Below are 12,916 nucleotides of genomic sequence, written 5' to 3'. Positions count from 1 at the left end.
GTGAACATTGATTTTGAACATTACTTTGAGAAAGCCTTACCGGTCATAAAAAAATGGTGGTTTTCGGTGGTTTGCATTCCATTTTGCTGGGTGTTGGCCGAGCAGTTTTGGATGGCTCTGAAGTGGGAAATCTCCTTTTCCTGGAACTATCCCTATCCCTTCTTTCTGTCGCCCTTTTTCTTTTTCATCGATAACTTTCTGTTGATTGTCCATGAGGCCGGCCATACAATATTTGGTTTTATCGGCGGCAGGTTTCTCACTATCCTTGGGGGAACACTTTTTGAAATACTTCTTCCTTTCGCCATCTTCGCCTATGGGTGGTACAATCATAAACGATTTGTAGCTCAAACAGGGTTACTTCTCACCGCTTTTGCCTGGATAGAGTCGGCGGCTTATGCAGCCGATGCCATGGACAGAAGGATGCCATTGATCGGAAACCTTCCAAAATCCTCTCACGATTTTTATAACCTATTCTCGATGAAAGGAGTCCTGACTGAACACATGACCTACGCGTGGATTATGTATTGGATAGGAATCCTGACGCTGATCCTGTTTTTTATATGGCCACTAATTGAGCGCAAACAATATGAATATGTGGATATAGAGATGGATGTATGACAGGTAGATGTATCCATTAATCAACCCTTTCAGGGTTACAGCAATTTTTTTGAATCAAGTTACAGGGGTTTAACCCTGGAAGGGTTTAAATACAAATTTCTCTCTATTACATTAATCGCCTCAATTATTATCTTCAAAACAGACTAATCAAATTATTTGCCCATGATCCCCAAGGAAATCCTCAAAAAGATTCGAAAGCTTGAAATCCAGACTAAAGGTATTGTCAATACTTTATTTGGTGGAGAATATCAGTCTGCATTTAAAGGCCGTGGAATGGAGTTTTCGGAAGTGCGGGCTTACACCTACGGGGATGATATCCGGCAAATTGACTGGAACGTGACGGCACGTACAGGTGACCCGTTCATCAAAGTTTTTGAAGAAGAACGCGAACAAACCCTGATGCTTTGTATTGACATTTCTCAAAGCGGCACCTTTGGTAGTCAGAGCCAAAGCAAAATGGATTTGGCAATTGAATTGGCTGCTGTCTTAGCTTTTAGTGCTATCAAAAACAGTGATAAAGTAGGATTAGTCTTATTTAGCGATCATATTGAAAAGGTTGTTCCTCCCAAAAAAGGTCGTACGCATGTCCTACGGCTAATAAGAGAGCTCTACACTACCAAACCCACCGGAACCGGAACTGATATTGCCGATGCGCTCTCCTATATAAACAGATTATTAGACCGAAGAGCGATTGTTGTATTAACCTCTGATTTTCAGGATAAGGATTTTGAAAAACAGCTTCGTATTACCAACCAAAAGCATGATTTGGTTAGTATTATCATCAACGATCACCTGGAAGATGAACTACCTGACATTGGCTTGGTCAAGATCAGAGATGCCGAGACCGGGGCTGAAAAAATAGTGGATACATCAAGCAAAAAAGTCCGTGACGCCTATAAAATCAGGCGTATGGAACAGAAGGCTTACATCCACGACAAGATGCTTAAAATGAAGATTGACGCCGTAGAGGTTCAAACCAACGAATCATATGTACAACCTCTTATGAATTTCTTCAAGCGAAGGGGAAGTCGCTACTGATCTCAGGGAGCTACAGCTGCAACTGTTGATTCTGTTTCACTACTAATTTGGCCAAGCTCAGACTTCAGGTCTTCAATATGATTTGAAAACCGACTTAGTTCAGATTCTTCAATTGCTTTTGATGGAGGTAGTTTGACTTTTAGTGGATTCACAGGCTGTCCATTTTTATAGATTCGATAATCCAGATGTACGCCGGTTACTCTTCCGGTTTTACCTACATATCCAATTACCTGCCCTTGTTTTACTCTCTGCCCTGCCCTTATGCCTGTTGCAAATCCATTCAGATGTAAATAAGCGGTAGTATAGGTTCCATTATGCCGGATTTTCACAATATTTCCGTTCGGCCCTCTGTACTGTGCTTCAATGACCTCGCCATCACCCACCGAGAGTACTGGTGTTCCCAATGGAGCAGCATAGTCAACACCATAGTGTGGAATTCTTCTTTTTAAAACCGGGTGAAAACGGTTGTGCGAGAAATTAGAACTGACCCTTTGAGAATATTTAAAAGGGGCCTTCATTAATGCTTTTTGAACTCCATTCCCTTCACTATCGTAATAACCGGCTCTATCTTTGGTTTCGAAATAGAAAGCATCAAATGTTTCATTCTTATTTGTGAATTCAGCCGCCAGAATTCGGCCTATCCCGAAAGGTTCGCCATCCACAAACTCTTCTTCATAAATAACTTTAAAACTATCGCCGGGATATAGACGGAAGAAATCAATTTGCCATGCAAATATCTCACTTAGCCGATAGCCAAGCAAAGTGCTCGTCTCTTGGTCAACAAGTGTTTCATATAAAGAGGACTCAATAACACCACTTGCCTCAGCAATCCGGGTTGTAACTTCTTTTTGTCCTGTACTAACTGCTATCTCATTACCCCATTCAAAAACCACATAGTCGAGCGCGTTGGTATGAAGGATAAGCCTTTGAGCGGCCCTGGATTCTTTATCGAGGTACGTAATATACCGTTGCCCCGGTTTAATTCGGTTACTCTGAAATACATCTTTCGACTTCTTATTAATTTCGTAGATGGTCTGAGGAGAAACATCTAAGTCACTAAGAATCAAATACAGGCTTTCATTCCTTTTGACCTTCCCCTCCTGAACTTCAAGATTATTTCGGTCGAAGCCGTATGAATCAAGCTGTACCTCTTCTGCAATTTCAACCATATTTTCGGATGAAATAACCAGTTCAGGCAATTCTGAATTATTATTTGAAAAGAGTATATAAGAAAGTGCCCCGACCAAACATAGCACACCAACTCCCATACCCAACTTCATACCTTTACTCACCATGTATCAACTGTAGATTTAATAATTTCGAAAATAATAAGAATTAATAGCCTACTTTCATAAAAATGAGATGCACCTTACTTTTGCAAAATATTTACAACTCATTGTTATATTTTCAAGCTGTTAAGTTCAACTAAGATTTTATTCTCAATTTTAATGAAAATCACCCTGCTGAGGCTCCGCGCTTTACGACTGCTTTTTTTGTTGGTTTCAAGTTTTTTATCAGTGCATGTCTTCGCTCAAAGTGTGAATACCCGGGTTAATACTGATTCTCTTACCGTGGGTGAAGTATTTGAATATTCCATTGCCATACAATTGGATAAAGAATATCAAAGCGTACAATACCCTGACACAAATTCTTTTCCTACCTCTTTAGAACTTATTGGACGACAGCAATATCGAGTTTCTGAATTCTCAGACAGTCTGGTTTATACACTGCAGTATTTTGACAATCAGGATTTACAAATCTCCTCCCTGCCAATCCGGCTTTTTGGGGTAAGCGATTCATCCACTATTTATACTGCTCCCGTTGCCCTCTATTTTAAAACGGTTGTAGCTAAAGGAGATACCACCTTCAAACCTATGAAACCTAATTTTGATTTCCCAAGACCATGGTGGCCATGGGTGTTAGCAGGTTTGGCCATTGCAGGATTCTTACTTTGGTGGTTTAGGTTCCGAGAGCAAAAAGAAGGCACACAGGTTGAAGAAAAGACTAAGGTCGAACCTTTTTATAATCCCCTTGATGAACTTGAAAAGCAGCTATTGGCTATTAAAAGAGACTCTAAGGTTGCTGAAACCAAAAACTTCAAGCTTTTCTATAGTGAAGTTGGAGATGCAATTCGGGCCTACTTCGAAGATTTATATAATATTCCCGCCCTTGAATGTACATCTGGCGAACTTCTCAGGTATCTGGATGCTTATGGCGTTGATGACACCCTTACTGAAAAAACCCGTCAGATTTTAAGAAAAGCTGACTTGGTTAAATTTGCCAAGTATACTCCCACTCTGGAAGACGCATGGCAGACACATGATTATGCTCTTGAGTTTCTGGAACGAGCCAAACTTGCCGATTCCGCACGTATTGCCCGGCTTAGAGCCAAATACAATCAGCAATTCGTCATTACAACAACACAAAAAGAGAACGAGGAAGTCTGATGGAGTTTGCTAATCCACAATGGTTTTGGGCATTACTGGTTCTGCCGGTTATTATAGGATTATACCTTTACCGGTATTTTGCACATAAACAGGCTACACTTTCTTTTTCTTCTCTCGAATTACTGGAAGACTTACCCGGAAACTGGAAATCACATCTGCACTGGGTACAGGCACTTTTTTTATGGACAGGAATTGGATTTTTAATCATTGCGATTGCACGCCCCCAGGAACGACTTACAACCGTTGAGCGTAATGCTGAAGGAATTGATATTGTTTTGGTGCTGGATATGTCTACCTCCATGCGTGCTGAAGACTTAAAACCCAATCGCTTTGAAGCAGCACGCAATGTAGCCAAAAGCTTCGTTGATAAACGGAATTCAGACCGTATTGGTCTGGTAACTTTTGCCATGAAAAGCTTTACGGTGGTTCCGCCTACACTTGATTACCGGCTACTCAAAAGCTTACTTGACGATCTGGAAATGGGAGTTATAGAAGATGGAACGGCTATTGGAATGGGAATTGCCACAGCTATCAACAGGCTCAAAGAAAGTGAGGCTGAGAGTAAAGTCATTATTCTCCTTACCGATGGTCAGAATAATGCTGGTGAGATAGATCCCGTTACCGCTGCAGACCTGGCTGTCACTTATGGAATAAAAATATATACGATTGGTGCCGGAACACGGGGAACGGCTCCCTACCCCATTCAAGACCCGATTTTCGGACGAAGATACCAAAATATACAAGTGAATATAGATGAGGAGATGCTAACTCAGGTCGCAAATTTAACGGATGGAAAATACTTCCGGGCAACCGACTCCGAACAACTTGAAAACATCTATGCCGAAATTGACGAACTTGAGAAATCTGAGGTTGAAGAACTCATTTATACAGATTATGAAGATCTATATGCCCATTATCTAGCGCTCTCGTTGGGATTCATATTCGTCAGCTTTATTTTGAGCAAGACCATATTAAATGGAATTGAAAACTCCTGAACGTTTTCGGACTAACTTCCCTTTGCCTCTTTCCTTGATACTATTTCGATTGCCAATCGGGCCGGAAAGAGCGTATCTTTAACAAAAAATTTCAGGCAGCAAAAGCTATTCATGAGCATATCTTTAATTAAAGATCAACTTCAGAAAAACGGGATTTTTGACCGGGTTAATGAGGAAATTTCCAACCAAAAAAAGCTCACTTTAAAAAAGAGTATTGGTGCCCTGAATAGCTTTCTGTTAAATGCTCTTTCTTCCAGAAATAAAAGCATACTTGTAATCTCAGAAACAGATGAAGGGGCCCGCTTCCTTAAAGCCGATCTGGATGTAATAAGTAATGAACATCCGATTATTCTCTTCCCCTCTTCAAACAGAAAACCATATGATAGACAACAACTTAAAGACACCAGCTTATTAGTTCAAAGGTCTGAAGCATTACAGGCAATCTCTGACCGTAAATCAAAAATAGTCATTACTTCCATCGAAGCTATTGGAGAGAAAATCGCTCCGCCTTCCACCTTAAATGAAGTTAGCCTGGTATTGGAAAAAGGGCAGGAAGTGGACCTGGAAAAGTTTAGGGAGCAGTTAGTTGATCAGGGGTATAGCCCCGTTAAGTTTGTGGACGAACCTGGTGAATTTGCCGTACGCGGAGGTATTTTAGATGTATTTCCTTATTCCGGGGAATATCCTCTCCGGCTTGAATTTTTCGGGGATGAACTTGATACCATCCGGGAGTTTGATGCAGACTCGCAACGCTCTATAGCTTTTCTCAATCAGGCTCGCATCATACCGGATCTTACTAATCTTCCTGAAACTGAAAAATCAAGCTTTCTCTCCTATTTTGATGAAGAAACTCTGCTGGTTACTTCCAACAGGGATTTGATTGTATCCGAAGTCGGGAAAAACTTTGAGTCAGCCGTTGAAGCTTATGACAGTCATGAAGCTGAAGAGGATTTATCACTACCGGAAGAGCTTTTCCTATCGGAAGAAGTGTTTGATGAAGAGCTTGGGAAGTTCAACCATCAGTTGTTTGTCGCTAATGTAGGAGCCTCTGAAAAGGGTGACAAAACACTTACCCTTGAAACAAAGCCCCAACCCGATTTTCACGGCAACTTCAAATTATTGCGTGAAAATATTTCCAAAAACTCTTCTGATGGGCTTAACACCATTATTCTATGTGATAATGATGGGCAAAGAGACCGTTTTGAAGAACTGCTCGGGGAAGCCAGCCAGGAATTTAAATACCTGCTTGTTGTTGAAACTCTACATGAAGGTTTCATTTATGAGCCAGCTAAATTAGCCGTTTATACAGATCATCAGATCTTTAACCGTTATCACCGTCCAAAAACCAAACGGCGACGATTTCATGGCGGCATCTCCTTCAAAGAGCTAAAAGATTTAAGCCTGGGGGACTTCGTAGTTCACGTTGATTATGGTATTGGGAAGTTTATGGGCTTCAAAAAGATCAACGTAAAAAATACCGAACAGGAAGTCGTCGTCCTGCAGTATAAGGACGACTCCACTCTATATGTGAACGTAACCAGCCTTCACAAACTCCAAAAATATTCCGGGAAAGAAGGAACCGCCCCACGGATTACCAAGCTTGGCTCTGGAGCCTGGGCTCGTAAAAAGGAGCAAACCAAGAAGAAGGTGAAAGATATAGCTCGTGAGCTTATCCAATTGTACGCCAAAAGAAAAGCAGAAACAGCTTATGACTTTTCACCTGATAATGAATGGCAAACAGAACTGGAAGCCAACTTTGAATTTGAGGAAACGCCCGATCAATACGATGCTATTGAAGCGGTGAAAAAAGACATGGAAAGTAAACACCCCATGGACCGTTTGATTTGCGGAGATGTTGGCTTTGGGAAAACAGAAGTAGCTGTACGAGCAGCATTTAAAGCTGTCCTGGATCATAAGCAGGTTGCAGTTCTTGTTCCTACAACCATTTTAGCCGAGCAGCATGCTAAAACTTTTATGCGACGCATGGAGAAGTTTCCGGTTAAAATTGAAGCCCTTTCCCGCTTTCGGACCCCAAAGCAGCAAAAAGAGTCTATTAAAAAATTGCAAGATGGCGAATTGGATATTGTCATCGGTACACACAGACTGCTTTCCAAAGACGTTAAGTTCAAAGACCTTGGCCTAATTATCGTAGATGAAGAACAACGATTCGGGGTTTCAGCAAAGGAGAAACTCAAGAGCTTTCGTGCATCTGTTGATGTTCTTACCCTTACTGCTACTCCAATACCCAGAACACTTCAATTCTCATTGATGGGAGCACGTGACCTGAGTGTCATCAACACTCCTCCCCCGAACCGTCAGCCCGTTTACACCGAAATTCACAGCTTTGATGAGGAACTGATACGAGATGCTATCCTGCAGGAAATATCCCGGGGCGGACAAGTCTTTTTTATTCACAACAGGGTGAAGAATATTGAAGAAATAGCCGAGATGGTCCGACGACTCGTTCCAAACATCAGGGTTCGATTTGGTCATGGACAAATGACTGGATCCCAATTAGATAAGATAATCACCGATTTCTATCAACATAAGTTTGATGTACTCGTTTCAACCAATATTGTTGAGAACGGAATTGATATAGCGAATGCCAATACTATCATTATTAACCAAGCTAATAATTTCGGGCTTGCAGAGCTACACCAGCTTCGTGGACGTGTCGGCCGATCTAACCGTAAAGCTTTTTGCTATCTCATTACCAATCCAATTCAAACCTTGAGCACAGAAGCAAGAAAACGTTTATTGGCTCTTGAAGAATTCTCTGACCTGGGCTCTGGATTTAATATCGCCATGCGCGACCTTGATATCCGTGGAGCAGGTGATATACTGGGAGCAGAACAAAGCGGCTTTATCAACGACATCGGTTTTGATCTTTACACGAAGATCCTGAATGATGCTGTGAAAGAGCTGAAGCAGTCAGAATTCAGTGATATGTTTGATGATGTGGAGATTGAAGTTGAACTACCGGAAACGACTGTTGAGTTCGACGAAACCGCCCTTCTGCCCCAGAACTATGTGTCTGATAACGTAGAGCGACTGAATCTGTATCGTAAACTATCTCAGGCCAAAACTGAAAAAGAGATTGAAGAATGGAAAGATGAGATTGTCGATCGTTTTGGTCCTGCACCAAAAGAAGCTGAATATCTGATACTAGCTAGCAAAATCAGGTTATTTGCATCCAGAAACTTTTTTACCAAAGTGACCATCAGGGCCGACCGGATGTGGCTTGTCTGCCCAAAACAGGAAACAGAAATGGGAGCAAGTTTCTTCGATTCCGGAAAGTTTCAGGATATTCTTGAGAAGCTTGAAGCTACTAAAAAAGATAATTTCCAAGTCGTTCAAAAGAAAGATACCGTTCGTTTTGTAATACAGGAAATCCCTGATATACCTACTGCATATGAATATCTTAAAGAATTGGCTTTAAGCGAGTTGCATGCCTGACCTAACAAAATATATAGATCTTATTAAAAATGGAGATGTAGTTGCATTCCCTACCGAAACGGTGTACGGTCTCGGAGCCGATGCCTGGAATCCCGCAGCTATTCAAAAGATTTTTACCATTAAAAACCGGCCTTCTGATAACCCTCTGATCGTACATGTTTCTTCGAAAGATCAGGTTCGGGATTTTTCAGAAAAAATTCCTGATTCAGCCGATTTATTAATCACAGAATTCTGGCCAGGCCCTCTTTCACTCGTACTTCAAAAAAAGAGTAAAGTATTGGATGCTGTTACTGCTGGCTTGGATACCGTAGCCATCCGGATGCCTGATCATGAAATTGCATTGGAGTTCATTTCTAAAACCGGTCCACTTGTTGCTCCCAGTGCCAACAGATCAGGACGCCCGAGCCCTACCAGAGCTGAACATGTTAAAGCAGATTTTGGGGATCATTTCCCGGTTATCGATGGAAAAGCTACCAAAGTCGGGTTGGAATCGACGGTATTAGATTTAACAGGAGATCAGCCTGAAATACTGCGTCCCGGAAGCATCAGCCGTAAAGAGATAGAAGATGTGCTCGGATTTTCAGTGCATGAATCGTTCTTTGAACATATGGACCGACCCAAGAGTCCGGGGCAAAAATATTCTCATTACAAGCCTGAAGCTGAAGTCCGGTGGCTAAAAGCTAAAGAAGTTCCAGATAATCAAGAGTATTTATACTTATTATTGGATTCTTCCTATCCAGTTTCACCAAATATCATTGCCTATGATAATGATCTGGACCAAATGGCACGTGAATTATACGACCGATTTCGTCAAGCTGACATTGAAGGATATCATTCGGTTATCATTGAGGATTTCAGTGAAATGAATCACCCATTGGTCTCTGCCCTCCTGAACAGGGTCCGAAAAGCTATTGGCTATTCTTCAAATACCCCAAATGTTTGATCTGGACGCATCGCCAGTACAGCTTTGACCATCACGTCAACTAAAGCATCCACGTCCTTCATAGAGCAAATTTCAACGGGAGAATGCATATATCTGAGCGGAAGCGAGATCAAGGCACTCGGAATACCGGTTTGCTGATAAAAGATACTGTCGGTATCGGTACCGGTTCTCACGCTGGTAGCTTCATGTTGTATTTCAATTTTGTTCTTCTCACATACTTCTTCCAGAAACTCCACAACTTTGGGATGATTAGCTCCACCATGTTGTACGGTTGGACCTTTACCTAATTCCACGGTTCCATGTTCTTTCTGATCTATTCCCGGCGTGTCGGTAGCATGGGTTACATCAGTAACAAGTGCCACATCGGGCATAAACCGATAGCTCATCATGCGAGCGCCAAATCCACCTACCTCCTCCTGAATAGAGTTTAGGGCGATTACATTTACTTTAAGGTCTTTCTTCTGCTCACTGATTTTTCGCATGGCTTCAGCAATCACGTACCCACCAATGCGGTTATCCAAAGCGCGGGCTGTTAAACGGTCATCACTTAAAAATTCAGTATCAGAAGCATAGGTAATAGGATCTCCAATTTGCACCAACTCCAGGGCTTCCTCTTTGGATGAAACCCCGATATCCACATAGATATCTTTCCAGGCAGGTTGCTTACCCCCACCGTTTTTATTGTCCTGAAGGTGAATAGCTGTATTTCCGGTCACACCCACTACGCGTCCTCTTTTATTGTGAATGAAAACCTTTTTTGCACGGGCTATAGTAGAATCACTTCCTCCCAGTTTATTTACATAAATGTATCCCTGGTCTGTTATATGCTGCACCACCATTCCAATTTCATCACAATGGGCTTCCAGCATCACTGTAGCTACATCTCCACTCATGTTTATTTTAGCAGCGGCAGAACCGTAAGCATCCGTAACTACTTCATCAGCGAATTGCTCTACATACTTCTTCCAGACTTTCACACCTTCTTTTTCATACCCTGTTGGGCTTGGGGTAATGAGTAGTTCTTCTAAAAAATCACGTTCGTTCTGCTTAGCCATCTTAGTGTTTGATTGATTTTAAATTTATTCGGGTTGAATATAATAAATATAGCTTCCAGAATAAGCCTTTTGTACTTGTCATTGGTTGTTATGACCTGCATCTTCTGACAAAAATTTTTACCTATGTTTCGACCTGAATACAATCCTGACACCTTTTATCATTGGACGGAAATTCCCGTTCGTTTTAGGGATTTAGACCCTCTTAACCACGTGAACAATGCGCTGTTCAATACTTACCTTGAAGAGGCTCGAATTCAGTTTTTAGGAGAAGTCGGGCAGATGCAAAGTGAATTCACCGAAGGAAAAACCTTTGTATTGGTGAAAATCACCATAGAATACCTTAAACAAATTACCTTCCCATCAACCTTACTGGTAGGTACCGGTGTAGGCAAAGTAGGTAACTCGAGTATAGAGGCTGTTCAGGGGATTTTTGATAAGAAATCAAAAGATTTGATGGGGATAGCAAGGTCAACCGGTGTTTGGTATGATATCAACAAAAAGAGGCCTACCCGATTGCCTGAAATTGAAAATTTAGATGAGATGGTGGTTCAGAGTTGAAAGTTGATAGGTTGATCTCGTTTAAATCAAATTCATCACCCTATCAACTCTCACTCTATCAACTTTTTTATATCTTCAGCCTGTTCAATCTAACTTGTAAATAAAGCATGGATAAAAGCACCCGGTATAAAATTTTCAATGATCCGATTCATGGATTTATCACCGTTCCAAAGGGTCCTATTCTCAGGTTGATAGATCACCCTTATGTGCAGAGATTACGAAGAATCCGGCAGTTAGGACTTGGGTATCTGGTTTTCCCAGCTGCTGAACATTCCCGCTTCTCCCATGCATTAGGCGCACTTGAATTGGGACAGCGAGTGCTTAACAATCTTCGTGAAAAAGATACAACCATTAGCCAGCCAGAATATGAAGGTACCCTGATGGCCATTCTTCTTCATGATGTTGGGCACGGCCCTCTTTCTCATACTTTAGAACATTCACTTATTACGGACTTTAATCATGAAATGATGAGTCTGGCCATTATGAAAGAGCTCAACAAAGAGTTTAATGGAGCACTGGATGTGGCTATTGATATTTTCACCAATCAGCACAAAAAGAAGTTTTTGCATCAGCTGATATCCTCTCAGCTCGACTTAGACCGATTAGATTACCTGAGGCGAGACAGCTTTTTTACCGGTGTTTCAGAAGGTACGGTAGGCATTAACCGAATTCTCAAAACCATGCGGGTTTTCAAGGGTAATATTGTAATTGAAAAGAAAGGGATTTATGCTGTTGAGAACTACATTATTGCCCGCCGTTTGATGTATATGCAAGTGTACCAGCATAAAACAGTGCTTAGTGCAGACTTTCTCCTGCGGAGCATCTTCAAGCGAGTCCACCAATTGATTGAACAAGGAAAGGAATTAAGTTTCGCTTCACCTGCCCTTGAGTATTTCTTGCACGAACAGCCTTCAGCAAAAAAAATGATCTCCAAACAGATGATTGACCGTTATGCTGAAATGGATGATCATGACGTATATTTAAGCATTAAGCTTTGGGAAAAGTCGGGGGATAAAATCTTAAGTAACCTTTGTCATCGGTTCCTGAACCGCGATTTATTCAGAACTACTTTTTTAGATAAAAAACCGACTAAAGCACAGATATCAGAAATCACTCAAAAAACGCAAAAAGCACTTAAAAAGCTTCGTCTTCCCCAGGATGAAATAGCTGTTGGTCACTACCTTGGCTTTGAAAACAGCTATTCCGAGGCCTACAAATATAAAAATGAGAGTATTTGGATTCTGGAGGATGAAAAAGCTATTGAGTTTTCAAAAGCTGCTGAGACAAAAAATATTATTGCTTTAACTGAGCCGGTAGTTAAACACTATTGCGTGCATTTGAAAGATATCAGCTTTTAGGAAGCTATATTTTGAATAGGAAGGAATAGAGAAATCTTATCAAATAGCTCTTTCTCTTTAAATGGTTTTTTAATGTATTCTGAAAATCCCTTTTCCATTAAATCAGATTTTGATTCTTTATGCTCACCTGAAGTAAAAGCGATTATTGGAATACTGGAAAATTTCTGATTTAACTTCCTGATTTGCTTCATTGCTTCAATACCACCCATTACAGGCATACAGATATCCATTAAAACAACATCAGGCTTTTGCCTGCCAAAGAAATGAAGAGCCTCTTCCCCATTTTCTGCTTCCATGATCTCGAAATTATTACGCTCAAGCATAATCCGGGCCAGACTTCTGTTAATCTTCAGATCATCTACGATCAGAGCTTTCAGTGCCTTCGTATCTTTTTTGGCCGGTATTTGTTCTAAAACTGGGCTCATTCTTTAATTTTAAGACGGTGTTA

At 41.2% G+C, this 12,916-nt stretch carries 11 protein-coding genes; 8 read left to right on the top strand and 3 right to left on the bottom strand.

Features of this window, described 5'->3' with window-relative positions; genetic code table 11:
* On the top strand, positions 1–618 hold the full coding sequence (locus RIB15_RS12155; RefSeq protein WP_350202431.1) for a hypothetical protein: 618 nt from the start codon (positions 1–3) through the stop codon (positions 616–618).
* 162 nt (positions 619–780) lie between these two features.
* Positions 781–1,656 (top strand): DUF58 domain-containing protein, encoded by an 876-nt coding sequence (locus RIB15_RS12150; protein WP_350202430.1) that lies wholly within the window; start codon positions 781–783, stop codon positions 1,654–1,656.
* A 2-nt stretch (positions 1,657–1,658) separates the two neighbouring features.
* Here the strand turns inward: RIB15_RS12150 and RIB15_RS12145 are convergent, their stop codons facing one another.
* Complete coding sequence (locus tag RIB15_RS12145; protein WP_502881357.1) at positions 1,659–2,948, bottom strand: peptidoglycan DD-metalloendopeptidase family protein; 1,290 nt, start codon at positions 2,946–2,948, stop codon at positions 1,659–1,661.
* A gap of 156 nt (positions 2,949–3,104) precedes the next feature.
* Between RIB15_RS12145 and RIB15_RS12140 the strand changes: the two genes are divergently transcribed.
* The 4 genes from RIB15_RS12140 (at position 3,105) to RIB15_RS12125 (ending at position 9,497) form a co-directional block, all read left to right on the top strand.
* A complete protein-coding gene (locus RIB15_RS12140; RefSeq protein ID WP_350202428.1) occupies positions 3,105–4,103 on the top strand; it encodes a hypothetical protein in 999 nt (332 codons plus the stop codon).
* The gene (locus RIB15_RS12135; RefSeq protein WP_350202427.1) at positions 4,103–5,098 is read left to right on the top strand and encodes a vWA domain-containing protein; all 996 of its coding nucleotides are present in this window, start codon (positions 4,103–4,105) and stop codon (positions 5,096–5,098) included. The genes RIB15_RS12140 and RIB15_RS12135 overlap by 1 nt, the downstream gene beginning before the upstream one ends.
* Before the next feature lie 111 nt (positions 5,099–5,209).
* The gene (gene mfd / locus RIB15_RS12130) at positions 5,210–8,554 is read left to right on the top strand and encodes a transcription-repair coupling factor (protein WP_350202426.1); all 3,345 of its coding nucleotides are present in this window, start codon (positions 5,210–5,212) and stop codon (positions 8,552–8,554) included.
* Complete coding sequence (locus tag RIB15_RS12125) at positions 8,547–9,497, top strand: L-threonylcarbamoyladenylate synthase (protein ID WP_350202425.1); 951 nt, start codon at positions 8,547–8,549, stop codon at positions 9,495–9,497. Before mfd ends, RIB15_RS12125 begins: the two co-directional genes overlap by 8 nt.
* Here RIB15_RS12125 and RIB15_RS12120 read toward each other — a convergent pair.
* Positions 9,470–10,552 carry a M42 family metallopeptidase gene (locus RIB15_RS12120; protein WP_350202424.1) on the bottom strand — a complete coding sequence of 361 codons (1,083 nt, stop codon included), beginning with the start codon at positions 10,550–10,552 and terminating at the stop codon, positions 9,470–9,472. The two genes, RIB15_RS12125 and RIB15_RS12120, sit on opposite strands and share 28 nt — an antisense overlap.
* Positions 10,553–10,675: 123 nt before the next feature.
* On the opposite strand from RIB15_RS12120, the gene RIB15_RS12115 reads away from it, so the two are divergent.
* Positions 10,676–11,110, top strand: a complete 435-nt coding sequence (locus tag RIB15_RS12115) for an acyl-CoA thioesterase (RefSeq protein WP_350202423.1) — start codon at positions 10,676–10,678, stop codon at positions 11,108–11,110.
* A 107-nt stretch (positions 11,111–11,217) separates the two neighbouring features.
* Complete coding sequence (locus RIB15_RS12110) at positions 11,218–12,468, top strand: HD domain-containing protein (RefSeq protein WP_350202422.1); 1,251 nt, start codon at positions 11,218–11,220, stop codon at positions 12,466–12,468.
* Here the strand turns inward: RIB15_RS12110 and RIB15_RS12105 are convergent.
* A complete protein-coding gene (locus RIB15_RS12105; RefSeq protein WP_350202421.1) occupies positions 12,465–12,893 on the bottom strand; it encodes a response regulator in 429 nt (142 codons plus the stop codon). The genes RIB15_RS12110 and RIB15_RS12105 overlap by 4 nt on opposite strands.
* Between the last annotated feature and the right edge of the window lie 23 nt (positions 12,894–12,916).

Origin of the sequence: Gracilimonas sp. (assembly GCF_040218225.1) — a bacterium.
Classification (GTDB): Bacteria; Bacteroidota; Rhodothermia; order Balneolales; family Balneolaceae; genus Gracilimonas.
This window is presented reverse-complemented; position numbering and strand designations above follow the sequence as displayed.